The 25,136-nt window shown below is 61.4% G+C and carries 19 protein-coding genes; 8 read left to right on the top strand and 11 right to left on the bottom strand.

Annotated elements, in window-relative coordinates; genetic code table 11:
- Positions 1-831 precede the first annotated feature (831 nt).
- Positions 832-1,755: a LysR family transcriptional regulator gene (locus ACT9T4_RS16585; RefSeq protein ID WP_042554708.1), complete on the bottom strand. Its 924-nt coding sequence runs from the start codon at positions 1,753-1,755 to the stop codon at positions 832-834.
- A gap of 318 nt (positions 1,756-2,073) precedes the next feature.
- Between ACT9T4_RS16585 and ACT9T4_RS16580 the strand changes: the two genes are divergently transcribed.
- Positions 2,074-3,126: a gamma-aminobutyric acid-binding protein gene (locus ACT9T4_RS16580; RefSeq protein ID WP_179539858.1), complete on the top strand. Its 1,053-nt coding sequence runs from the start codon at positions 2,074-2,076 to the stop codon at positions 3,124-3,126.
- Between the two features lie 70 nt (positions 3,127-3,196).
- Here ACT9T4_RS16580 and ACT9T4_RS16575 read toward each other — a convergent pair whose 3' ends face one another.
- A complete protein-coding gene (locus ACT9T4_RS16575) occupies positions 3,197-4,609 on the bottom strand; it encodes an amino acid permease (protein ID WP_042554706.1) in 1,413 nt (470 codons plus the stop codon).
- A 695-nt stretch (positions 4,610-5,304) separates the two neighbouring features.
- Entirely contained in the window at positions 5,305-7,257 is a 1,953-nt protein-coding gene (locus ACT9T4_RS16570) for a DNA topoisomerase III (protein ID WP_499118005.1), read from the bottom strand.
- Positions 7,258-7,397: 140 nt separating this feature from the next.
- On the opposite strand from ACT9T4_RS16570, the gene ACT9T4_RS16565 reads away from it, so the two are divergent.
- The 4 genes from ACT9T4_RS16565 to ACT9T4_RS16550 all read left to right on the top strand — a co-directional run bounded on the left by ACT9T4_RS16565 (position 7,398) and on the right by ACT9T4_RS16550 (position 12,872).
- Positions 7,398-7,640 carry an exodeoxyribonuclease VII small subunit gene (locus ACT9T4_RS16565; protein WP_042554704.1) on the top strand — a complete coding sequence of 81 codons (243 nt, stop codon included), beginning with the start codon at positions 7,398-7,400 and terminating at the stop codon, positions 7,638-7,640.
- The gene (ispA, locus tag ACT9T4_RS16560; protein WP_499118003.1) at positions 7,637-8,524 is read left to right on the top strand and encodes a (2E,6E)-farnesyl diphosphate synthase; all 888 of its coding nucleotides are present in this window, start codon (positions 7,637-7,639) and stop codon (positions 8,522-8,524) included. The genes ACT9T4_RS16565 and ispA overlap by 4 nt, the downstream gene beginning before the upstream one ends.
- A gap of 125 nt (positions 8,525-8,649) precedes the next feature.
- Positions 8,650-10,536 carry a 1-deoxy-D-xylulose-5-phosphate synthase gene (gene dxs, locus ACT9T4_RS16555; protein ID WP_499118001.1) on the top strand — a complete coding sequence of 629 codons (1,887 nt, stop codon included), beginning with the start codon at positions 8,650-8,652 and terminating at the stop codon, positions 10,534-10,536.
- 98 nt (positions 10,537-10,634) lie between these two features.
- Positions 10,635-12,872 (top strand): methyl-accepting chemotaxis protein, encoded by a 2,238-nt coding sequence (locus ACT9T4_RS16550; protein ID WP_499117999.1) that lies wholly within the window; start codon positions 10,635-10,637, stop codon positions 12,870-12,872.
- Positions 12,873-13,059: 187 nt separating this feature from the next.
- Here the strand turns inward: ACT9T4_RS16550 and ACT9T4_RS16545 are convergent, their stop codons facing one another.
- The 5 genes from ACT9T4_RS16545 to ACT9T4_RS16525 form a co-directional block, all read right to left on the bottom strand.
- Positions 13,060-14,070, bottom strand: a complete 1,011-nt coding sequence (locus tag ACT9T4_RS16545) for an AI-2E family transporter (protein ID WP_042554700.1) — start codon at positions 14,068-14,070, stop codon at positions 13,060-13,062.
- Between the two features lie 97 nt (positions 14,071-14,167).
- Positions 14,168-14,965 (bottom strand): helical backbone metal receptor, encoded by a 798-nt coding sequence (locus ACT9T4_RS16540; protein ID WP_499117997.1) that lies wholly within the window; start codon positions 14,963-14,965, stop codon positions 14,168-14,170.
- The gene (locus ACT9T4_RS16535) at positions 14,965-15,381 is read right to left on the bottom strand and encodes a hypothetical protein (protein ID WP_042554698.1); all 417 of its coding nucleotides are present in this window, start codon (positions 15,379-15,381) and stop codon (positions 14,965-14,967) included. The genes ACT9T4_RS16540 and ACT9T4_RS16535 overlap by 1 nt, the downstream gene beginning before the upstream one ends.
- Positions 15,378-15,995 carry a GTP cyclohydrolase II gene (gene ribA / locus ACT9T4_RS16530; protein ID WP_499117995.1) on the bottom strand — a complete coding sequence of 206 codons (618 nt, stop codon included), beginning with the start codon at positions 15,993-15,995 and terminating at the stop codon, positions 15,378-15,380. The genes ACT9T4_RS16535 and ribA overlap by 4 nt, the downstream gene beginning before the upstream one ends.
- Positions 15,996-16,377: 382 nt before the next feature.
- Entirely contained in the window at positions 16,378-16,815 is a 438-nt protein-coding gene (locus ACT9T4_RS16525) for a DUF192 domain-containing protein (RefSeq protein ID WP_499117993.1), read from the bottom strand.
- Positions 16,816-16,991: 176 nt separating this feature from the next.
- Here ACT9T4_RS16525 and ACT9T4_RS16520 point away from each other — a divergent pair, with 176 nt between their 5' ends.
- Positions 16,992-18,575: a peptide chain release factor 3 gene (locus ACT9T4_RS16520; RefSeq protein ID WP_042554696.1), complete on the top strand. Its 1,584-nt coding sequence runs from the start codon at positions 16,992-16,994 to the stop codon at positions 18,573-18,575.
- Positions 18,576-18,861: 286 nt separating this feature from the next.
- Here ACT9T4_RS16520 and ACT9T4_RS16515 read toward each other — a convergent pair whose 3' ends face one another.
- From ACT9T4_RS16515 to ACT9T4_RS16505, 3 genes are all read right to left on the bottom strand, one after another.
- On the bottom strand, positions 18,862-19,080 hold the full coding sequence (locus tag ACT9T4_RS16515) for a hypothetical protein (protein ID WP_499117992.1): 219 nt from the start codon (positions 19,078-19,080) through the stop codon (positions 18,862-18,864).
- Between the two features lie 607 nt (positions 19,081-19,687).
- The gene (locus ACT9T4_RS16510; RefSeq protein WP_499117990.1) at positions 19,688-21,385 is read right to left on the bottom strand and encodes an O-antigen ligase family protein; all 1,698 of its coding nucleotides are present in this window, start codon (positions 21,383-21,385) and stop codon (positions 19,688-19,690) included.
- Positions 21,386-21,484: 99 nt separating this feature from the next.
- The gene (locus ACT9T4_RS16505) at positions 21,485-21,952 is read right to left on the bottom strand and encodes a pilin (RefSeq protein ID WP_499117988.1); all 468 of its coding nucleotides are present in this window, start codon (positions 21,950-21,952) and stop codon (positions 21,485-21,487) included.
- A gap of 257 nt (positions 21,953-22,209) precedes the next feature.
- Here ACT9T4_RS16505 and pilB point away from each other — a divergent pair, with 257 nt between their 5' ends.
- Complete coding sequence (pilB, locus tag ACT9T4_RS16500; RefSeq protein WP_499117986.1) at positions 22,210-23,913, top strand: type IV-A pilus assembly ATPase PilB; 1,704 nt, start codon at positions 22,210-22,212, stop codon at positions 23,911-23,913.
- A gap of 2 nt (positions 23,914-23,915) precedes the next feature.
- Positions 23,916-25,136 (top strand): type II secretion system F family protein, encoded by a 1,221-nt coding sequence (locus tag ACT9T4_RS16495; protein WP_499117985.1) that lies wholly within the window; start codon positions 23,916-23,918, stop codon positions 25,134-25,136.

Genomic DNA, 25,136 nt, shown 5'->3' with positions numbered 1-25,136 from the left:
CCTTTTATGGGGGAGCGCGCCATGCGCGCGAAATCGCGGGCATGGCCCGCTCCCACAGAGGAGAGAGTGACTTCGTGGCATAGGGTGGGCTTCAGCCCACCAAAACCCCGCGAGTCCGCGCGAACCCAACCCCGCAACGGTGGGCTAAAGCGCCACCCTACGAGCGAATCGCAGGGTAACCGACGCCTCACCCATCCACCGTGCACTAACCACGATTGGCCCGCTCTCACAGAGGAGAGAGTGACTTCGTGGCGTAGGGTGGGCTTCAGCCCACCAGAATCCCGCGAGTCCGCGCGAACCCAATCCTGCAACGGTGGGCTGAAGCGCCACCCTACGAGCGAATCGCGGGTAACCGACGCCTCACACATCCACCGTGCATCAACCACGATTGGCCCTTTTATGTGGGAGCGCGCCATGCGCGCGAAATCGCGGGCATGGCCCGATCCCACAGAGGAGAGAGTGACATTGTGGCGTAGGGTGGGCTTCAGCCCACCAAAACCCCGCGAGTCAGCGTGAATCCAACCCTGCAACGGTGGGCTGAAGCACCACCCTACGAGCGAATCGCAGGGTAGCCGATGCCTCACCCATCCACCGTGCACCAACCACGATTGGCCCGCTCCCACAGGGGAGAGAGTGACTTCGTGGCGTAGGGTGGGCTTCAGCCCACCAAAACCCCGTAAGTCCGCGCGAACCCAACCCCGCAACGGTGGGCTAAAGCGCCACCCTACGAGCGAGTCGCAGGGTAGCCGACGCCTCACCCATCCACCGTGCACCAACCACGATTGGCCTGCTCCCACAGTGGCGAGGGCCAATATCCGCGTTTACCCGGCTCTACAGCCCGGCACTCTCGCTAAGCTGGCTCAACCGCTCCCGGCAGAAGTCGACGAACAGTTGCGCCGGTTTGGTGAGCTGGCCGCGTTTCAGGCGTGCTGCCACCAGGCCTGAGGTGGCGACGGGTTCAGTGATGTCCACGGTGACCACGCGCTTGCCGTCGTAGGTGCATTCCGAATGCGGGCGGGTGACCAGCAGCGAGAAGCCGAAGCCCTGCCCCACCATGCCGCGCACCATCTCGATCGACGGTGAGCTGAAGACGATATTGGGGGTCAGCCCCAGCTCGTGGAACAGGCTGACGAAATAGGTACGGCTCGGCTGCACGTCGAGCAGGATCATCGGTTCCAGGCACAGATCGCGCAGCGATACCTGGGCCTGGCCAGCGAAACGGTGGTGCTCGGGCAACAGCACGTAGGGCTTCTGCGGCGGCATCAACGGCTCGGTGGCGATGGTGCCATCGAGGTCGTGCTCATACAGAAAGGCCAGGTCGAAGGAGCCGGCGGTCAGGCCCTGTACCAGCTCCTGCTGCTCGCCATCACGGATGCGGATGTCCACCCCCGGATAGCGCTCGCGAAAGCCGGCAATCAGTTGCGGTAGGTAGAGCGGCGCCACGGTTTCGAAGCAGCCGATATCGATCTGTCCGGCGACGATGTCGTTGTCGGCCAGGGCGTTCTGCTCGAACTCCCGCGCCATGCGCAGCAGTTGCTGGGCCTTCTCGTAGAAGCGCGCGCCGCTGGGCGTGAGCGATACACCCTGGGCGTGATGGCGGATGAACAGTTGCACACCGAAGCTTTCTTCGAGGCCCTTGATCGCCGTGGAGATGGATGGCTGGGCGATGTACAGCTGCCGCGAGGCCTCGGCCACGCTGCCTGCTTCCACCGTGGTGACGAAGTACTTGAGTTGCCTGAGGGTGTAGGAAGCCACGTGTCGATCTCACCGCCATTACTCCCTGCACCTTACCCCAGTAATGCGCCGCTACGGGGCGTAGGCTTGCAAAGTTTTTTCGTATGTCTCGAGCATATTTTTAATAATTTTCCTCCTCGCCGGACTGACGCACCATGTCCCTCACTCGAACACCCCACGGGTCGCCACGACGGCCCGAACGGATTGCCGTTCACGCTCCCCACGGAGCGGACGCCCATAACAAGAGAGATTCCCTGACGCGTGGTACGACGCACAGGTTCGCCGATTCGGCCATTACTGCCTCAGACCTACAACGTAAAAAACAGCGAGGGAGTTTCCATGTTCAAGCACTTGCGTCCATGCATCCGGGCCGCCATCGGCCTGTCCATTCTGGCCGGGGCCAGCACCTCGGCCCTGGCCGAATCCAGCCTGACGGTGATTTCCTTCGGTGGCGCCACCAAGGTCGCGCAGACCGCTGCCTACTTCAAACCCTTCGAGCAGAGCGGTGCCGGCCAGGTAATCGCTGGCGAATACAACGGCGAACTGTCCAAGGTCAAAGCCATGGTCGACGTCGGTCAGGTGACCTGGGACGTGGTCGAACTGGAAAGCCCGGAGCTGCAACGCGGCTGCGAAGAGGGCCTGTTCGAGCGCCTGGATCCGGCCATTCTTGGCGACACCAGCCAGTACATTCCGGGCACCGTCAGTGAGTGCGGCGTGGCCACCTATGTGTGGTCGATGGTGATGGCCTACAACGGCGACAAGCTGAAAACCGCGCCGGCATCCTGGGCCGACTTCTGGGATCTGCAGAAATTTCCTGGCAAGCGTGGCCTGCGCAAAAGCGCCAAGTACACCCTGGAAGCGGCCTTGCTGGCCGATGGCGTAAGCCGCGACGAGCTCTACAAGGTGCTGGGCACGCCCGAAGGCGTCGACCGCGCCTTCAAGAAACTGGACACCATCAAATCCTCCATCCAGTGGTGGGAAGCCGGCGCCCAGCCGCCGCAATGGCTGCTGGCCGGTGATGTGGCCATGTCCGCCGCCTATAACGGCCGCATCGGCGTGGCTCAAAAGGAAGGCGCCAACCTGAAGATTTCCTGGAACGGCAGCCTGTACGACCCGGAGCACTGGGCCATCGTCAAAGGCAGCCCGAACAAGGCACTGGCCGAGCGTTTCATCAAGTTCGCCAGCCAGGCGGACACGCAAAAGGTGTTCTCCAGCCAGATTCCGTACGGCCCGGTGCACAAGCAGACCCTGCCGCAACTGCCCGCCGATGTGCAGGCGCAGTTGCCAACCGCCGAAGCCAACATGGCCGGCGCCCAACTGGTGAACGCCGAGTTCTGGATCGACCACGGCGAAGAACTCGAAGAGCGCTTCAATGGCTGGGCGGCGCGCTGATCGGTCAGCAGCAGAAATGAAAAGGGGCGCCCTCTCACGAGTGCGCCCCTTTTCGCTCATGCCGACGTGGTCAGCGTGCCAGTTTCTTCGCCGCGCGCAGGTGGACCATGACGCCCAGCGCCACGACCACGGCTGCAGCCGCGCCGGTGGAGATGACCAGTACCTGATACTCCTCGACGAAGGCCATGGTCACCAGGCAGCCGACGATGAACAGGATCACCAGGTAGGTCAGCCAGGGGAACAGCCACATTTTCAGGCGGATGTCCTTGCCTTCGGCTTCCAGCTTGCGGCGCATCTTGAGCTGCGAGAAGGCGATTACCAGGTAGACCAGCAGGGCGATCATGCCGGTGGTGTTCATCAGGGTGTCGAGCACGTCCTTAGGGCGCAGGGTTTCGCTGAAGTTGATCAGCGCCACGAAGATGGCCACCGAGCAGGAGGCGATGATCGCGAATACCGGTACGCCGGTCCCCGAACGGGTGATCTTCAGGAACCGCGGTGCATCACCCCGGGTGGACAGCGAGAACAGCATGCGCGAAGCGGTGTAGTGCGCCGAGATCATGCAGCTGCTCACCGAGGTCAGCACCACGAAATTCATCACCAGCTCGGCATACGGGATGCCCAACAGCTCCAGGGTGCGGCGATAGGAGCCGTAGCCCGATTGCGCCATCAGCGGGTCGTTCCATGGCACCAGGCAGACGATCAGGAAGATCGAGCCGATGTAGAACAGGCACACGCGCCAGACCACCGAGTTGGTCGCCTTGACGATCTGCGTCGACGGGTCCTTGGCCTCCGAAGCGGCGATGGTGACGATTTCCGCACCGAGGAAGGCGAACATCACCCCGAGGATGGCCACCACCACGGCTTCGATACCGTTGGGCATGAAGCCCTGGGCCGTCAGGTTGCTGAAACCACGCACCTCCCCGGTCGGCCACAGGCTGAGCACGGCCATGCTGCACACGACCAGGAAGCAGATGATCGCCACCACCTTGATCAGCGCGAACCAGAACTCGAACTCCCCGTAGTGCTTGACGTTGAAGAAGTTGATGCTGATCAGCAGCAGCGTGGTGGCCAGCACGAAGACGTTGACGCTGACTTCGGGGAACCAGCCATGCAGGATGGTGCCCGCCACGTAGGCCTCCCAGGCCATGAGGATCACCCAGAACCACCAGTACAGCCAGCCGATGGTGAAACCGGCCCAGCGGCCGATGGCGCGCTCGGCGTAGGTGGAGAAGGAGCCGGTGTCCGGCGAGGAGGTCGCCATTTCACCGAGCATGCGCATGATCAGCACCACCAGAATGCCACCGGCCAGATAGGCCAGTACGGCAGCTGGGCCAGCGCTGTGAATCACGCTGCCGGAGCCGACGAACAGTGCGCCGCCGATGACACCGGCGATCGACATCATGGTGAGGTGCCGGGGCTTCAATGATGCACTGAGCTTGCTCTCGTGCTCCTGCTTTGCCTTGTCGGCTGATACCGCATCCATAGAAGGACTACCTCTTGTTGATTTTGCTGGAAACAGTGAAGCCGGGCCGCTGTGCACGACGGCCATGCGGCGCGCCAGCAGGCTTCACTGTGTGATCGCTGTCCATGTGAGCGTTTCCGGATCCGGCGAACCGGTCTCGGGCAACAGTTCCTTGCCGAAATCCATCCGGTTCAATCAGAGAAAGGCCCCATCACCACCGTGACCGCCGAGCCATCTACCGCAGCGGTGCTGCCTGAAAAAGCGCCGGCACACCGAGCTGAATGTTCGTTTTACTCTACATACCGGTGCAAACCACCGGCGCCTGGCCAATGCTTTCGCCGTCGATCACGGCTCCGAAAGGCCCCCTGAAACCCTTTAAAACAAGCCGCAGACGGGCATTCCGGCACGAGCGAACAAGCAAATGAAACCCGTTCGTTAAATTCAACGCGCCGGATGGTAACGGAAAATTTCTATTTGGGAATACTCCACGTATGCAACGGGCGGATGGGCGGCACCGGGGGAATGCTGACCGAAAGATTAGGAATCTGTGGCGGAGAGCCAGCAAAACGGCGGCTGAGCCATAAGCGCGTAGGAGCCCCGACCCGGGGCGAAGGGTGGCCGTACCGCAATATCAGATCGTTCCCACGCGCCGCGTGGTAACGCCTGCGGGGACGCTTCGCGTCCCTTGCGAGTGCATCAGGTGAACAGCATTCGGCCTACTTCGGCTTGGCCTTTGCCGTACCCGTGCCGGCCCGTTTGGCAGGTGCACCTTTACGCGCGGCGGTCTTGCGCTTGTTCTTCCAAGGGGCACCGCGACCTTTGCTGGGCGCAGGACCGCTGATGTTCAGCTGCAGGCCAAGGCAGCGCTCGATCTGCTTGCCCATCCAGGTCGACTGCTTGGTGACGAACTCTTCCAGCGGCATCTCGCCGCTCTGCACCATGTCCAGCGCCTGCTCCCAGATGGCCGTGGTGCCAGGGTCGGCGATAGCCCGCGGCACTGCGTCGATCAGGCCAAAGGCCGCCGAGGTGGCGGCCAGGGTCTTGCCCTGCTTGATCAGGTAGCCGCGGTCGAGCAGCCCCTGGATGATGCCGGCGCGGGTGGCTTCGGTGCCGATGCCGGTGGTGTCCTTGAGTTTCTGCTTGAGGCGTGGGTCTTCGACCAGCCGTGCCACGTTCTTCATGGCCTGGATCAGGTCACCCTCGGTGAATGGCTTGGGCGGCTGGGTGTGCAGGTCCTTCAGCGACACCTCGCGCACCGCGCACTGCTGTCCTTCGCGCAGAGCCGGCAGTGCCTGGGGCGTCGGCGCTTCGCGCCCCTTGGCTGGCGCCAGGGCTTCGGGCAGCGCGCGTTTCCAGCCGGGCTCGACGATCTGCTTGCCGACCGCGCGCAGAGCGTGCCCGGCACAGTCGAAATCGGCCTGGGTGCGGTCGTATTCATGGTTGGGCAGAAACTGCGCCAGGTAGCGGGCGCGAATCAGCTCGTAGACGGCACGCGGGCGACCGCTCAAGCGCGCCAGCCCTGCAGCGGCCAGGGTCGGAATGATGCCGTGGTGCGCGCTGACCTTGGCATCGTTCCAGGCCCGTGAACGGCGTTGTGCCTGGGTATGCGCCAGCACCTCACGCAAGCCCGGATCCGCCTGCCCCAGGGCGGCCAGAATGGCTGGCGCCTCGGCGTGCTGGCTCAGCGGCAGATAGCCGCAGTCGCTACGTGGGTAGGTGATCAGCTTGTCGGTCTCATAGAGCTTCTGGGCGATATCCAGGGTTTCCTGAGCGCCGAGGCCGAGCTTCTTCGAGCAGACCTGCTGCAGCGTACCGAGGTCGAAGAGCAGCGGCGGCGCTTCGCGCATGCGCTCGGTCTTCAGTCGCTGCAACAGCGCCTGCTCGGCGCCCTGAATATCCGCGGCGGCGCGCTGCGCGACCTCCTGGCGAAGGCAGCGCCCCTGCTCGTCACACTGCGTTTCAGGGGCACGCCATTGGGCGGTGAAGGACGTGCCGTTGCCGTCGAGCAGTACATCGATCGCCCAGAACGGAACGGGGACGAAAGCGGCGATGCTGCGGTCGCGATCCACCACCAGGCGCAGGGTTGGTGTCTGCACGCGACCGACCGGCAGCACGCCCTGATAGCCGGATTTGCGCCCCAGCAGGGTGAACAGGCGGCTCATGTTCATGCCGATCAACCAGTCGGCCCTGGAACGGCCAAGTGCCGACTGATAAAGGTTGTAGGTACTGGCGCCAGGCCTGAGCGCAGCCAGCGCCTTGCGAATCGACGCATCATCCAGGGCCGATAACCACAGGCGCTGGATCGGCCCGCGGTAGCGACAATGGTCGAGCAACTCGCGGGCGATCATCTCGCCCTCACGGTCCGCATCGGTGGCGATCACCAGTTCGGCGGCCTCGCCGAGCAGCCGCTTGACCGCCTTGAACTGCGCGGCGGTCTTGGGTTTGACGCGCATCTTCCACTGCTGCGGCACGATGGGCAGATCGTCCAGCACCCAGCGCTTGTAGCGCGCGTCGTAGGCATCCGGCGGCGCGGTTTCCAGGAGGTGGCCGATGCACCAGGTCACCGTCACCCCATTGCCCAGCCAGCAGCCGTCGCCGCGCCGCGTGGCACCGAGCACACTGGCGATATCCTTGGCTTGAGAGGGCTTTTCGCAGAGAAACAGACGCATGGGCACGGCTACAAAAGTGGCTAACAGCCGACACGATACTGTATATCGATACAGCCACGCTACGCCGTAGTCGATTGCCCGCGAACCGGGGCTCTGCTAGTGTCCCGCCGAACCGCGAACCCCGCCTGAGAATTCCCGCCATGGCCCGTAAGAAAGCCGCGCTCGATTTCGAGCAATCCCTGACCGACCTGCAAACCATCGTCGAACGCCTGGAAAACGGCGAACTTTCGCTGGAAGAGTCGCTGAGCGCCTTCGAGCAAGGCATCAGCCTGACCCGCGACTGCCAGGCCTCGCTGACTCAGGCCGAGCAGAAAGTACAGATTCTTCTTGAGCGCGATGGCGAACTGGAAGCGGCGCCGTTCGAAACGGACGAACCGTTATGATCGCCAGCTACCAGGCCCGCTGCCAGAAGCAGGTCGACGCCGCCCTGGAGCCGCTGTTCACGGCACCGCGTGTCGAGCTCGAACGCCTGTATGCCGCCATGCGCTATAGCGTGTTCAACGGTGGCAAACGCGTTCGCCCGCTGCTCGCCTACGCCGCTTGCGAAGCACTCGGTGGCACGGCGCAGCAAGCCGACGGCGCAGCCTGCGCGGTGGAGCTGATCCACGCGTATTCCCTGGTGCATGACGACTTGCCGGCCATGGACGACGATGACTTGCGTCGCGGCCAGCCGACCACGCACAAGGCCTTCGACGAGGCCACGGCGATCCTCGCGGGCGATGGCCTGCAGAGCCTGGCTTTCGCCGTGCTCGCCAACGAAAAACGCAACCCGCACGATGCGCAAATCCGCCTGAGCATGTTCAGTGCACTGGCCGATGCGGCCGGGCCAGCGGGCATGGTCGGCGGCCAGGCCATCGATCTCGGTTCGGTGGGGCAACAACTGCAGCAGCCGGCGCTGGAAGTGATGCATCGCCACAAGACCGGTGCGCTGATCGAAGCCAGCGTGCGCCTCGGCGCCCTGGCCAGTGGCCGCGCCGACGAGCGCGCCCTGGCGGCGCTGAGCACCTACGCCCGGGCCATCGGCCTGGCCTTTCAGGTGCAGGACGATATCCTCGACGTGGAGAGCGATACCGCCACGCTGGGCAAGACCCAGGGCAAGGACCAGGCAAACGACAAACCCACCTACCCGGCCCTGCTGGGCCTGGATGCGGCGAAAAGTTATGCCCTCGAGTTGCGCGATCAGGCCCTGCATGCGTTGCGTCCGTTCGACAGTGCCGCCGAGCCGCTGCGCGAACTGGCCCGTTACATCGTAGAAAGGCGCAACTGAACGCACGGCCTCGCTGTCTCATTCAACACGACTGCTGCGGCGATCCGCACCATGCCCATCTTGGGCACGGCCAGCCGCATCAGGTAGACTGCCCCATTCTTTGAATTCTTATAACGACTCGCCTGATGCCGACGACTTTCCACGAGATTCCCCGCGAACGCCCGCTGACGCCGCTGCTCGACCGCGCCAATACGCCGGATGAATTGCGCCGCCTTGGCGAGGCCGAGCTGGAGACCCTGGCGGACGAACTGCGCCAGTACCTGCTCTACACGGTCGGCCAGACCGGCGGGCATTTCGGCGCCGGCCTCGGGGTGATCGAGCTGACCATCGCCCTGCACTACGTCTTCGACACGCCGGACGACCGCCTGGTGTGGGACGTGGGCCACCAGGCCTACCCGCACAAGATCCTCACCGGGCGCCGCGAGCGCATGGGCAGCTTGCGCCAGAAGGACGGCATCGCCGCTTTCCCGCGCCGCTCGGAGAGCGAGTACGACACCTTTGGCGTCGGCCACTCCAGCACCTCGATCAGCGCCGCACTGGGCATGGCCATCGCCGCCCAGCGCCAGGGCAGCAAGCGCAAGTCGGTCGCGGTGATCGGTGACGGCGCGCTGACTGCCGGCATGGCGTTCGAAGCGCTCAACCACGCGGCGGACGTCAAGGCCAACATGCTCGTCGTGCTCAACGACAACGACATGTCGATCTCCAAGAATGTCGGCGGCCTGTCCAATTACCTGGCCAAGATCCTCTCCAGCCGTACCTACGCCAACATGCGCGAAGGCAGCAAGAAAGTGCTGTCCAAGTTGCCCGGCGCCTGGGAAATCGCCCGCAAGACCGAAGAGCACGCCAAGGGCATGCTGGTCTCCGGCACGCTGTTCGAAGAGCTGGGCTGGAACTACATCGGCCCCATCGATGGCCATGACCTGCCGACCCTGCTGGCCACCCTGCGCAACATGCGCGATCTGGAGGGCTTGCAGTTCCTTCATGTGGTGACCAAGAAGGGCAAGGGTTTCGCCCCTGCCGAGGTCGACCCGATCGTCTACCACGCGATCACCAAGCTGGAGCCGATCAATGCGCCAGCCAAGGTTAAAAAACCGTCCGGGCCGAAGTACTCCAGCGTCTTCGGCCAGTGGCTGTGCGACATGGCGGCCAGCGACGAGCGCCTGATGGCGATCACCCCGGCCATGAAGGAAGGCTCCGACCTGGTGGCGTTCAGCGAACGCCACGGGGATCGTTACTTCGACGTGGCCATCGCCGAGCAACACGCGGTGACCCTCGCCGCCGGCATGGCCTGTGAAGGCGCCAAGCCGGTGGTGGCGATCTACTCGACGTTCCTGCAGCGCGCCTACGACCAACTGATCCATGATGTCGCGGTGCAGAACCTCGACGTGCTGTTCGCCATCGACCGCGCCGGCCTGGTCGGCGAAGACGGCCCCACCCACGCGGGCAGCTTCGACCTCTCCTATCTGCGCTGCATCCCCGGCATGCTGATCATGACGCCGAGCGACGAGAACGAGCTGCACCACATGCTGACGACCGGCTACCAGTTCGCTGGCCCGGCCGCGGTGCGCTACCCCCGTGGCAGCGGCCCGAACGCGACGATCGACCGTTCACTGAGCGCCTTGCCGATCGGCAAGGGCGTGATTCGTCGCCAGGGCAGCGGCGTCGCCCTGCTGGTGTTCGGCGTGCAACTGGCCGAGGCACTGCGCGTCGGCGATACGCTGAATGCCACGGTGGTCGACATGCGCTTCGTCAAACCACTGGACGAAGCACTGATCAGCGAACTGGCCGCCAGCCACGAGCTGCTGGTGACCGTCGAGGAAAACAGCGTGATGGGCGGCGCAGGCAGTGCGGTCAGCGAGTTCCTCGCGGGTAGCGGCGCTCTGACGCCGATGCTGCACCTGGGCCTGCCCGACAGCTATGTGGAGCACGCCCGCCCCGACCAGATGCTCGCCGAGTGCGGCCTGGACGAAGCCGGGATTGAAGCGGCCATACGAGCACGCCTGGCACGCTGACGCGCCCCCGACCGGCCTATATCGTCGGCCCATATATTGCAGTAATCTCGAGTTGGGATTGAGCATGTGTGGACCGCCAATAGCGGCCGGGAGCTCGTATGCAGTTGCGTAGCCATAAAATGGATTTCAAGGGCCGCGAGCGTCGCTGGCTGCCCTGGTTCGGCAAGGCAGGGAAGCTGGCCATGCGCTGGTCATGGCTACTCAACGCTGCTCAGGCCGAGCGGGTGGAGAAGACCTTTTCCGGCCTGGCGCTGACCCGCGTCGACCTGCTCACCAACTGGGCACGCCAGCACTGGCAGGAGCTCGAACTGCTGAGCGCTGCACTCACCCAGGGCTGGCCGAGCTTGCCGGATGCCGCGCTGCAGCGCGCGCGGGCGCACATGCCGGAAGTGTCCGAGCTGTTCGTGGTCGACACCGCCGGACGCATACTCACCTCGACACACGCGCCGCGTCAGGGCCAGCGTCACGATAGCGCGGCGCTGGCCGCCGGGCTCGAGGGGCAGTTTCTGCTTGGCCCCTATATCGATGAGCTGACCCAGCAACTGGGGCCGACCGCGTCGAAATTCCATGATGCCGTCACGCTGCTGTTTCACCAGCCACTCAGCCACGGCGGCCAGGTGGTCGGCTGCCTGTGCGCGCGGATTCCCAACGATGTGATGAGCGATCTGATTCAGCGCGAGGCGGGCCACGTCTACCGCGACTCCGGCGACAACTACCTGTTCATGGTGCAGAGCACCCATGACCCGAAGATCAGCCCGGGGACCGCCCTGTCGCGCTCACGCTTCGAGGATGGCGCCTTCACCGGTGGCGAGAACCTCAAACAGGGCGTGCGCACGCCCTTCGGCACCGTCAGGGTGCAGAAGCACACCGAATTCGAGTTGCGCTTCACCGCGCCTGCGAGCGGCGAACTGCACCCCGGCGTGCGTGAAACCATTCGCCATGGCAGCAACCTGTTCGTGCTCTACCCGGGCTACCCCGATTACCGCCATGTGCCGGTGATCGGCGCCGGCCTGACGCTGCGCCTGCCCGGTTCACCGGATACCTGGGGCATGATGTGCGAGGGCGATCTGGAGGAGGTTTACCGTCAGCGCAGCCTGAGCTATTCGCTGTCCAGCCAGTTGCTCGGCGGCCTGTTCCTGTTGGGCGGTCTGCAATGGGCGCTGGAACGGCATCTGCCAGGGCACGCAGCGCCGCTGACCTTCGCGGCAGCCGGCGTGCTGCTGTTCGCGTTCTGGGCGTTCAGCCTGCGCCGCCGCACCCGCACGCTGCAGTCGCTTTCGGACTTCTTCCTGGATACCGCGGAATGTGGCGCACCACTGAGCAACCGGCTGGCGCTGGAGCGTTTTTCCAGTGACGAGGCAGGGGCGCTGGCCGGCTGGGTGAACAGTTTCGTCGACAAGATGGATCACACCATGCAGGGCATCGTCACGGCCGGCAGCGCCCTGCAGCAGACCTCGACAGGGCTGTCCCGAACCTCCGCCAACGCCAGCCTGTGCGCGGCCCAGGGCCAGGCGGCGGCGGTATCCACAGCGCGCGCGATGCTCGACGTCAACCACAGCATCGGCGAGGCCACTCAACATATCGTCGACAGCGAAAGCGCCTCGCGCCAGGCGCTGGCCATGACCCGCAAAGGTGGCGCGGCCGTGCAGCAGAACGCCGAGGACGTCGCGCAACTGGCCAGCCGCATCGAACAGTCGAGCCAGGCCCTCGAGGCCCTGAGCCAGAAGACCGAGCAAATCCAGCACATCACCGAAGCGATCCGCAGCATTGCCGAGCAGACCAACCTGCTTGCCCTCAATGCCGCCATCGAGGCGGCCCGGGCAGGCGACAGCGGACGTGGCTTCGCGGTGGTTGCCGACGAAGTGCGCAACCTGGCCAGGCGGACCGCCCAGGCCACCGCAGAGATCGCCACCACCCTAGGCAGCGTGCGCCAGCAGACGCTCGATACTCAGGCCGCCATGCAGAGCTGCCAGGAAGCGGCGCAACGCAGCGTGACGCGCTCGAGCGAGGCCACGGATGCACTCGAACGCATTCAGCAGGAGGTGGCTGGCATGCAGGGGCGCCTCGACCAGATCAGCCAGGCCATGAAATCGCAACTCAATCAGGTGCAGGCCGTCAACGGGCAGGCTCAGGCAATCACCGGAGCCGCAGAGCGCAGCAGCCAGAGCGCCGACGAAACCCTGCAGGCGGCACAGTCACTGGCGCAACTGGTGCTCGACCTGCACAAGACCGCCAGCCGCCTCAGTCGTCAGGAAAGCCTCGGCAGCAATGCCTCCCACGGCGCGTCGAGCCTCGGCCAGGCCGGTGCGGTTGCGCTCAACGCGATTGCGCATTAGCGCTCTGGCTATCGAGCTAACTCACGAATCGCAGATTCGCCCGCAAGCGGGCTCCTACAACGTCATGCGAACGGTGGACGTGCCGGCTAATCGTTTCGAGAGGTCGCAGCCTGGGCTGTGCGAAGCGATACCCAGGGTGCTCTCCCGATATCTCCAGGCTCGAGCCGGGGCACCATCGACGGGCCAATCAGACCCAGCCCTGAGCCTTGAGCTCGCTCTTCAGGTAGGCGTAGTAGACCGGCGCGGCGACCAGACCGGCGATGCCGAAAGCGGCTTCGAACACCAGCATGACCAGCAGCAGTTCCCAGGCACGCGCCTTGATCTGGCCACCGACGATGCGGGCATTGAGGAAGTATTCGACCTTGTGGATGACGATCAGGTAGGCCAGTGCCCCCAGGGCCACCCAGATCGACAGCGACAGGCCGACCACGAAGATCGCCGCATTGGAGATCAGGTTGCCGACCACCGGTAGCAGACCGGCCACGAAGGTGATGAGGATCAGCGTCTTGGTCAGCGGCAGGTGCACGTCGAACAGCGGCAGCACGCCCATCAGGAAAATGCCGGTGAAGGTGGTGTTGAGCAGGGAGATCTTGATCTGCGCGAACACCACGTTGCGGAACGCATCGACGAAATGCCCCACACGGGTCAGCAACGCCCCGGCCAGCGGCCTCAGTTGACCGGGCTCGGGCACGTTCTGCAGGGCGATCACCGCGCCCAGGATCATGCCGATCAGGACGGTGACGAACATGTGCACCGCGCCCTTGCCGAGCAGTTGCAGTTCGCTGATGTGCCCGCGCAGCCAGTCGTGCAGGGCGATGCGGATATCGTCGACGTTGGCCGGCAGATACGCCACCAGCGCTTCCGGCAACTGGTCACGGGCCCGGTCGATCACTCCGAGCAACTTGCCCATCAGCCGCCCCGGGTTGTTCAGCTCGTGCATCACCAGAGAAAAACCACCGGCGAACACCATGCCGAGCACGCCGATCACCAGCACGCTGAGCAGGCCGACCGCCAGCAGCCGTCCGAGATGCCCGGCGAACAGCCGCTGCATATGGCGAGCCAGACGGTTGACCAGTTCGAACACCAGCAGACCGGCCAGCAGGCTCGGCAGCAGTTTCAACGGGAAGACCAGCAGTAGCGCGGCGCCAACGATCAATGCGCTGGCGGGGGAAAACCAGGGGGAGACAGGGGCTTTCATAACATCTGCAACAAACAGGAAGGCATCCAATCTGCCAGTTGCCGGCGCGCTTTACCAGCGTCATCGCTTGCCGGTGAGCGCTGCGCTGTGACGGCCATCACCGAGTGGGGGCCAGCAGCTCGCAGAGCCTGGCCGTGGCGTCGAGCATCTGGAAACTGGGGCGCTCCAGGCCTTTGTCCGGCAACACCAGCAATTGCTCGCGCTGCACGGCCGAGAGCTGCGGCCAGCGCTGCCAGGCCTGCAACTGCCTGCGGTCGCCGGCGATGATCACCGCCGGGTCGCGCTGCAATACGGCCTCGACGCTCACCTGCGGGGCCGGCAGTTGCAGATCGGCAAACACGTTGCGCGCACCACAGGCCTGCAGCGCATCGCTGATGATCTGCCCGCCCCCGAGGGTATACAGCGGCGCATCCCACACCTGATAGAACACTGACACGGGGCGCTCACGCTGGTAGCGCTCTCGCAGCTCGGCGAGCCCGGCGACGAAGCGTTGATGCAGACGCTGCCCCTGCTCCACCCGCCCCAGGCGCTCGCCGATCTGCACGAACTGCCGAGCCAGTTCGTCCAGCGAATGGGGCTCGAGCACCAGCATGGGGATGCCGAAGGTCTTCAGTTGCGCGCGCTGCGCGGCGCTGACACTGCCCGGCCACAACAGCAGCAGATCGGGTTGCAGGGCCAGCAGGGTTTCCAGTTCGAGTTGGCCATAGCGCCCTACGGAAGGCAGATGCGCCAGCGCTGCAGGGCGCTCGCCGCCGTCGAGCACGCCGACCAACAGGTCGGCGGAGTCCAGCTCGAGGACGATTTCACTCAGCGAGGGCGCCAGGCTGACCACGCGCTCGGCAGCCGACAGCGGCGCCATCTGCAGCACCAGCAGCGCCAACCAGAGACGTAGCATCAGCCCAGTTGCCGGGGGATTCGATAGAGGTAGAGCAGCACCACGCTGGCCAGCGCCAACAATACCAGCGGCACGGCCTCCAGCCCTGCGAATACCGCGAGGGCGGCGATCCAGGCCGGCAGCCCGGCGCCCAGAAAGGCGGCACGACGGCGCTCGGCCAGGGTCAGCCAGGCCGCGGGCTCGTCGGGCGTGTCCAGCGCCTTGGCGGCAGCGAACAGCGCGCGCTTGTAGCCACCGAACAGCGGCAGGCTGACGAACAGCGAAGCCAATCCCGCGACGAACAGCGGCATGGCCAGCACGCCAGGTTGGCGGCCCGCGCCGAAAACCAGATTGATCAGTAACAGCGGAGCCAGGGTCAGTGCCAGTTGCCGCCACCAGAGCAGGGCCAACCGGCGCTTGACCGCGGCACGGGTCAAGGCCGCTCGACCTCACCCTGGTGCAGCTTGCCGAGCATATGCCCGAGCTTGCCGGCCTTGGTGGCCAGGTATTTGCTGTTGTGCGGGTTCTGGCCCAGCTGCAGCGGCACGCGATTGGCCACTGGAATGCCCATGTCGCCGAGCGCCTTGACCTTGCGCGGGTTGTTGGTCATCAGCTTGAGCGAGGAGATCTTCAGGTGCTGCAGCATCGGCAGGCAGATCGCGTAGTCGCGCATGTCCGCGCCGAAACCCAGTCGCTCGTTGGCTTCGACGGTATCGGCGCCGGCGTCCTGCAGCTCGTAAGCACGGATCTTGTTGAGCAGCCCGATCCCGCGGCCTTCCTGGCGCAGGTAGAGCAACACGCCGCGGCCCTCTTCAGAGATGGCGCGCAGCGCACCTTCCAGCTGGAAGCCGCAATCACAGCGCAGGCTGAACAACGCATCGCCGGTCAGGCACTCGGAATGCAGGCGCCCCAGCACCGGCTCGCCATCGGCCACATCGCCGAAGGTCAGAGCGACATGCTCCTTGCCGGTGGCCTCTTCGAGAAAGCCATGCATGGTGAACACGCCGAACGGGGTCGGCAGTTGGGAGGCGGCGACGAACACGACAGGCACCGGATGCTCCTGGTATCGGAAAGGATGCGGATTTGCGAGGGGTGATAGTGTAACAGCAGCACCTACGGGACCGTCAGCCGAATTATCAGCGCGGCTCCTTGCACGGATCGCCTCCCTTCGAAGGCGCCCAATGGAATTGGCCTCCCGTGCAGGAGCGCGCCCTCGGCGCGAAACGATTGCAGCCTTGCCGCTACATCGGCGTTGCCCGCACGATTCGCCGCGGGGGCGCGGTTCCTACAACATTGAGAGCGCGAGATGGACGTGTGGCAGCGTTCACGTAGGAGCGTCGCCCTCGGCGCGAAACGATTGCAGCCCTGCCGCTACATCGACGTTGCCCGCACGATTCGCCGCGAGGGCGCGGTTCCTACACGTTAGGCTGCCTTTATTCAGAATCTGCGCAGTCGATCCTGACGCGACTCCCAACCACAACACCAAGTGCATCGAAGCCGCCCTTGCCCACCTCGACGATGTAGCGCACCGGCTCCTTCGAGCCATGCCGCTGCAGGCTGTAGGGCTGCATATCGACCACTCTGCGCACCACGCCGCGAGCATCGATGAAGGCCGCCGAGAGTGCCACGCGGGTGTCTTTCATCCACAGCTCGCGAATCCCTTCCTCCGGCCAGGCGAAGAGCATGCCGCTGCCGATGTCGTCACGGGCGGACAGCCCCAGCGTGCGCGCTTCGGCCGTGGCGGCCAGCGGCAAGCCCAGCGTGGAGCCATTGGGGAAGTCGACGCGACACTCGGGTAACTGCGCAAGGGCCGCCGAGGAGACAAGCACGAGGGCGCCAACCATGATGCTGCGCAAAAACAAGACGGCCATGAGAGACCTCTAACCTGAACAAGGGGTGTGATCCTACCGACAACGACTACCTCTCGACACCCGGGAGGCGATCCGTGGCTGACAGGAGATGCCCCAGCGCCGCAGCATTTACCGCTATAATCGCGCATTTTTCCGGGCCCACGGGCCCGCCAACGCTTTCAAGCAGGCACGCATCCATGACCACTCAGGCCGCCGAAGTCGCCAAGCGCCGTACTTTCGCCATCATCTCGCACCCCGACGCCGGTAAAACCACCATCACCGAGAAGTTGCTGCTGATGGGGCAGGCAATCGCCGTGGCCGGTACGGTCAAGTCGCGTAAATCGGACCGCCACGCGACCTCCGACTGGATGGAGATGGAGAAGCAGCGCGGGATTTCCATCACCACCTCGGTGATGCAGTTCCCCTACCGCGAGCACATGGTCAACCTGCTCGACACCCCCGGCCACGAAGACTTCTCCGAGGATACCTACCGTACCCTGACGGCGGTGGACTCGGCGCTGATGGTGCTCGACGGCGGTAAAGGCGTGGAGCCGCGCACCATCGCCCTGATGGACGTCTGCCGACTGCGCGACACGCCGATCGTCAGCTTCATCAACAAGCTGGACCGTGACATCCGTGATCCGATCGAGCTGCTCGACGAGATCGAGGCGGTGCTGAAGATCAAGGCTGCGCCGATTACCTGGCCGATCGGTTGCTACCGCGACTTCAAAGGCGTTTACCACCTCGCTGACGACTACATCATCGTCTACACGCCGGGCCATGGCCACGAGCGCACCGCGACCAAGATCATCGAAAAACTCGACTCCGACGAAGCCCGCGCTCATCTGGGTGACGAGTACGATCGCTTCGTCGAGCAACTCGAACTGGTGCAGGGCGCCTGTCACGAGTTCAACCAGGAAGAGTTCCTCAGCGGCCAGCTGACCCCGGTATTCTTCGGTACCGCGCTGGGCAACTTCGGCGTCGACCATGTGCTCGACGCCGTGGTCGACTGGGCGCCGCGCCCGCTGGCCCGCGTCGCCCACGAGCGCACGGTGGAGCCGGTGGAAGAGAAATTCACCGGTTTCGTGTTCAAGATCCAGGCGAACATGGACCCCAAGCACCGCGACCGCATCGCCTTCATGCGCATCTGCTCGGGCAAGTACGAGAAAGGCATGAAGATGCGCCACGTGCGCACCGGCAAGGACGTGCGCATCGGCGACGCCCTGACCTTCTTCTCTTCCGAGCGGGAAATGCTCGAAGAGGCCTGGGCTGGCGACATCATCGGCCTGCACAACCACGGCACCATCCAGATCGGCGACACCTTCAGCGAAGGCGAGGCACTGGGCTTCACCGGCATCCCGCACTTCGCTCCGGAACTGTTTCGCCGTGTGCGCCTGAAGGACCCACTCAAGTCCAAGCAACTGCGTCAGGGCCTGCAACAGCTCGCCGAAGAAGGCGCCACCCAGGTGTTCTTCCCCGAGCGCAGCAACGACATCATCCTCGGCGCCGTCGGTGTGCTGCAGTTCGACGTGGTCGCCAGCCGCCTGAAGGAGGAATACAAGGTCGAGTGCGGCTACGAGCCGATCACCGTCTGGTCTGCGCGCTGGATCGACTGCAGCGACAAGAAGAAGCTCGAGGAATTCTCCAACAAGGCCGTGGAAAACCTCGCCCTCGACGGCGGCGGCCACCTCACCTACCTGGCGCCGACTCGCGTCAACCTGAGCCTGATGGAAGAGCGCTGGCCGGATGTGAAATTCCGCGCGACACGCGAACATCATTGATTGGCGCGGATGTGAAGTCAGGATGAAAAGAACCGGCCAGTAGGCCGGTTCTTTTTTGCGCGTCAGACTTCGCCAAACGCCGGCCTATGGGTTCCGCAGCACCTGAGATGGACGAAAAAAGCGTCACCCACCCTACGCTCACCTCGCCGTACCGCTGCCATCGTCTATCGCTTATCCTCCGGCAAGCTCCAGGCGATGACCGAATCACCGATCCTGGTGCCGAACGAGCCGTGCCCGCCAGCCATCTGCACGACGAACTGCCTACCGGACTTCTCCGAGACGTAGGTCATGGGCGTGGCCTGACCGCCTGCGAGTAGGCCCAGGTTGGCGACTGACAAAGTAGCTCGCAGCGCGCTACAGGCGCTCTACAGCCGAAGAGCTTTTCGTGCCCTCGATAGGTAAGCCCACGGCAAATCATATGCGGGTAACACTCGCCATCACGACGGATGCTGGGATCGAAACGCCAGCGCTCCTCACCCGTGTAGGTATCCAGAGCGGTGGCCACGCGGTGAGGCGTGCAGATAAGCAATCTGTCACCAACCTTCAGTGGGGGAGATTTGGTTGGTCATCTCGCCGGAGTCGCCGGTCCCAGGCAGATCACCAATGTGAAACTCCAAGCCTTTTCCTGCTTGCCGGTGTTTTTCGGTGTGATCAGATCCGCTGTCGAGTAACGATCCCCGTACTTCGAACCACCGTAGGCCGGCCATTCGCTCTGCGAACACCCGGCTTGGCTTTACGGAGTGAGTCCCCACACCTGCGCTTCGCTGAATGCACCCTTGATGGCGTGGTAATCCTGCGTCAGCGAGTAGCTGGCCATCAACGCACGGCCGCACGCCAACGCCCTGAATCCCGCTGGCGCCATCAGGCGAGACTGGCTGAACACCCACACGGCAATTAATGAAGAAGCAGGAGTAGCCAGGGGCTCAGAATGCATTAGAGATCGATCTGCGGCGCCAACTACCACCAATCGAAGAGGACTTCGTAAACTCCGAGCTGGAGTCCTGAGAAGCAGTGCACCGGAAAGACCAGTCGCAGCCCAGCCAGTAACGGCGTCATTTCACCCGCCCTGACTGTTCGTAAAGATCTAGTTCGCTTTACTAGGCTGAAGTTATCTATTTATAAGCGTTGCAATACTCGGGCAGCGTTAAATCATATGCTTTGTCATCAGGAAATCCAGCCTGCTTTTCCGAGGAGATCTTCCCAAGATAGTCGGCTTCTCGATCAGGCCACATCCTCCGAATACTCTCAACCAGGTAGTCATCAGGTAATGACGGATAGACTGCATACCTTGCTTTTAAAACAGAAGAGGCAAATTCGAAATCTTGCCGAGCGAGAGCAAATAGCGCCACGCGCTCCAGATACATGTAAACAGGCTCCTTGGTGGCCATAAAAATGGACTTGCACATTTTATATTCCCATTCAGGACCATCCTCAACAACAAGATACTCCATCAAAACCCTATCAGCAGGCCAATCCAATACAGGACTGAGTGAGCGATCAATCAACTCCTGCATGCGCAGCAAATTCACCCGATAATCTTTCGCCGGATAAACATAACCTGGCAGGGCTGAATACCAGAAAACGACCCCCCCCCCAAGAACCACTCCACCTGCAGCAACCACTCTTATAATATTACCACCAACCCGTTTAGAGACCGGAATGTACATCGCCAAAAATGACAAAAAGAGAGCCAGGAAATTCATATACCACAGGGGATACTCAAGCAGACTGTGCACACACACGATCAACAGGATAGCGCCCACAACAAGACCATTAGCACCATGCCTCAAGCAGTTCCTGAGTACACTCTGCAGCACCCACATGGCAGATACCACTAATGGAAAAGCCCACACGCCAAACTCTACCAAGAATTGAAACACTATATTATGAGCATGAGACCATGTGATCTGCGCTGGCAAACCGGACTCAAGCTGATAGACAAAGCTATAGCGTGCATAGTTTCCAAAACCGACCCCCCAAGGGTGATCCAAAAATATATTCCAGGCTTTTTCCCACTCCCTCAAACGAGACACATCACCTGTGATGGAGATACGCGACGAAGCACCCAAATCGAAAAACCAAAGAACAATCAAGCATAGCGAAAAGAAAATTGCAAAGGCAGTATAATAATAAATAACAGCAGAGTCTTCAGCAGACCAATCGCGTAGCCTGCCAGCCACCAAAGCCAAGAACAGAAGAATCAGTACTGCAAGGACGGCCATGCGCGAAGCTGCATATGCCAGAAGAATAGCCGCGACCGCCAACATCACTACCCCAAACAGAGTATTGATACTTTTTTTACAGAGCAGCCCGCACAAGACAACAGAGAAAATTAAAAGGTATGTAGAGAAATTATTTCGCTGACCGAAATTACCATACACTTCATAGCCACCGCGAAAAACCAATAAAGAAACATGGTCGACCCAGCCAAGCAGCTGAATACACCCAACTAAAACACTGAAACAACCGCCTGCGACAACCCCCCACATACAACCAGCAATAAAGGCATTGCGTAAACCACCCTCAAGCGCAGAAATCGTGGAAAAATAAAAAACCAAACATATAAGTGCCGCAACAGGATAAAACCAGCCATGGTAATAATACCCTCTATCGCCGCCACCCAAGGAAATCAAAAGAAAAAAAGAAAATAGCCAAACAAGATTTGTAACAGCCATGCGCCGACCAAAACACACGACAACAAACAGCGAAAAAATCACCGCCATGGCATCCGAATAGAAGTCCCCATCAGGGTACCCCCTAAACGGAAGAACAAACGAAACACCGCAAATAAAAAACGCAAACATGAACATGATTATATTCAAGCACATACTCCCACTCACAATTCCCTCCCCCAAAAAAAACGCCCCTCGATAACGAGAGGCGTTGTTAACAACTAAACCCAATGGGGTTTAGCTGCCCTTACACCAGCCCTTGGTTACGCACTGACCGGACACGGTCCAAGTCACATTGCGCGTAGTAGTGTTGTAAGCTGGGGTAAGAACGTAGGTATCCGCGGCAACGAAACCATTGGTAGTCTTCGGTACTACGGTCACGACGCCGGCGTTACTAACAGCGATGGTGCTGTATTGAGCTGTTCCAGGAGCATCTGTTGATGCAAGGTCAACTGGAACCGAAGAAGCAGCACGCGAGGCAGTAGGAGGAACCGTAATACCGTCCGCTGTCGCATTCAGGCAGTTTCCGTTAGCCACACACTCAGTGACACCTAGTTTGTAAGGCGCCGTGGCCAAAACAATTTCAGCACCGCGAGCGCGTTTGGTGTAGTCCTGATAAGCGGGCAGAGCGATTGCAGCCAAAATACCGATAATCGCGACCACGATCATCAGTTCGATCAAGGTAAAGCCTTTTTGAGCTTTCATAGAATTCTCCAAAGTTGAGTGCAGGCATACAGGCCTACCCCTTACAAAGCAGAAACCATGCCAACTTAAGAACACGCCGTTTTCAGTAGAGTGAGTTAGCAGGCTCACCTTACAGCCCATCAACTAGGGTTGAGATAACGGCTAGCCGTAACGCAATTTTCCGTACCTTGTGACATTTTTCGTCAGATGAATGACGGTCGTTTGGCAGTCATCGCCATCTACGCTATAACGCACCCATTAGACGGCGCGAGGTGTACATGAGCGACAATATTTCCCTTTCGGGCTTGGCAAAGCAGGTGGTGCTCGCTGAGCTGCTAGATGAAAAGGCCGCTCAGCAAGCGCAGGCTCAGGCCAAGCGCAATAAGCTGTCGCTGGTTACCTACCTGGCACAGAACAAATTAGTTAAAAGCCGGGCCCTGGCAGAGCTAGCAGCGGACCAGTTTGGCGTGGCCTATTTCGACCTCAATGCGCTGGACAAGGAAAGCCAGCCCAGGGACTTGGTCAGCGAAAAGCTGGTGCGCCAACACCGCACCCTGCCGTTGTGGCGCCGCGGCAATAAACTGTTTGTGGGCATCTCCGACCCGTCCAACCACCAGGCGGTCACGGACATTCAGTTCAGCACCGGTCTTTCCACCGAAGCCCTGCTGGTCGAAGACGACAAGCTTGGCGATGCCATCGACAAGTTCTTCGATACGGGTCATAGCGGCCTAGAAGATCTGGCCGACGTTGACCTAGATGGCTTGGAAACGGAGTCAGTCGATGATGAAAAGAAAGGCGATAGCGGCGGTCAGGATGCCGACGACGCGCCGGTGGTGCGCTTCGTCAACAAGATGCTGCTCGATGCGATAAAAGGTGGCTCGTCCGACTTGCACTTCGAACCTTACGAAAAGTCGTACCGGGTACGCTTTCGTACCGACGGCATTCTGCACGAAACGGCACGCCCGCCAATTCAGTTGGCACCGCGTATCTCTGCACGCTTGAAGGTTATGGCCGGGCTGGATATTTCCGAGCGGCGCAAGCCGCAGGATGGCCGCATCAAGATGAAGATATCCAAGAGCAAGTCCATCGACTTCCGCGTCAACACCTTGCCTACCCTGTGGGGCGAGAAGATCGTGATGCGAATTCTCGACTCCTCCAGTGCACAGATGGGGATCGATGCCCTGGGCTATGAGGAAAGCCAGAAAAATCTGTATATGGCGGCGCTCAAGCAGCCGCAAGGGATGATTCTGGTAACCGGCCCAACTGGGTCGGGAAAAACAGTGTCTCTCTACACCGGCCTCAATATCCTCAATACCCCGGATGTGAATATTTCCACAGCGGAAGACCCAGTGGAAATAAACCTGGAGGGCATCAACCAAGTCAACGTCAATCCCAAGCAAGGCATGGACTTCACCCAGGCGCTACGGGCATTTCTACGCCAGGATCCGGATATCATCATGGTCGGGGAGATCCGCGACTTGGATACGGCCTCCATCGCCATCAAGGCCGCGCAGACCGGTCACATGGTCATGTCCACCCTGCATACCAACAGCGCGGCGGAAACCTTGACCCGCCTACGCAATATGGGTGTGCCCTCCTTCAACATCGCCACCTCGGTAAACCTGATCATTGCCCAGCGCCTCGCGCGCAAGCTCTGCAACACTTGCAAGAAGGAAATGCCGATCCCCAACGATGTATTGCTCGAGGAAGGCTTCCCCCAGGACAAGCTCGGCACATTCAAGATTTACGGCCCGGTGGGCTGTGAAAATTGCAAGAACGGTTACAAAGGCCGTGTCGGTATTTATGAAGTGGTTAAAAACACGCCAAGCCTGCAGCGGATTATCATGGAGGAAGGCAATTCCATCGATATTTCCATACAGATGCGAAAAGACGGCTTCAACGACCTGCGTACTTCGGCCCTGCTGAAGGCCATGCAAGGCGTGACCAGCCTTGAAGAAGTCAACCGCGTGACCAAGGATTAACCATGGCAGCAGCAAAGGCAGCGAAGACCAGCATATTCGTCTGGGAAGGCAAGGATCGAAAAGGCGCAGTGGTCAAGGGCGAGCTCAACGGGCAGAACCCAGCGCTGGTCAAGGCACAGCTACGCAAACAGGGTATCAATCCGACCAAGGTGCGCAAGAAGGGCATCAGCCTGTTCAGCGCGGGCAAGAAGATCAAGCCCATGGACATCGCCTTGTTTGCCCGGCAGATGGCTACGATGATGAAAGCTGGCGTTCCGCTGCTGCAGTCCTTCGACATCATTGCCGACGGTCTTGAAAACCCGAACATGCGCAAATTGGTCGATGAGGTTAAGCAGCATGTGGCTGCCGGTAATAGTTTTGCCGCTGCGCTGCGCACCAAGCCCCAGTACTTTGATGATTTGTTCTGCAACCTAGTTGATGCAGGCGAACAGTCAGGCGCCCTGGAAACCCTGCTGGATCGAGTCGCGACCTATAAGGAAAAGACCGAGGCCCTTAAAGCCAAGATTAAGAAAGCCATGAATTACCCACTTGCCGTGATTGCGGTAGCGGTAATCGTCTCATGCATCCTGCTGATCAAGGTAGTGCCGCAGTTCAAGGAAGTATTCTCCAGCTTTGGCGCGGAGCTTCCTGCCTTTACGCTTTTCGTCATATCTTTATCCGAAGGGCTTCAGGAATGGTGGTTTATTTTTCTGATCGCTTTGGTAGGAACCGGCTATGCATTCATGCAGGCCAAACAGCGCTCAGAGAAATTTCGTGACGGCCTTGATCGCACCATTCTCAAAACACCGATTGTTGGCAACATCGTCTACAAATCATCGGTAGCACGCTATGCCCGCACCCTGTCCACAACATTCGCAGCAGGCGTACCTCTTGTAGAAGCACTGGACTCTGTGGCTGGAGCGACTGGCAACGTCGTATTCCGCAATGCCGTTAATAAGGTCAAGCAGGACGTCACCAGCGGTATGCAGCTGAACTTCTCTATGCGTTCGACTAACGTATTCCCGGCAATGGCCGTGCAAATGACCGCCATCGGCGAGGAGTCTGGGGCACTCGATACGATGCTCGATAAAGTAGCCAGCTACTACGAAGCAGAAGTGGACAATGCGGTGGATGGCCTCACCTCGCTCATGGAGCCGCTAATCATGTCGGTTCTGGGCGTACTGGTCGGCGGCCTGATCATTGCCATGTACCTCCCCATCTTCCAGCTGGGCAACGTCGTCTAA

The sequence above is a fragment of the Pseudomonas sp. SZ40 genome (assembly GCF_052958135.1).
Note: the sequence above shows the minus strand (reverse complement) of the source record. Positions and strands in the feature narration are given on the sequence as shown.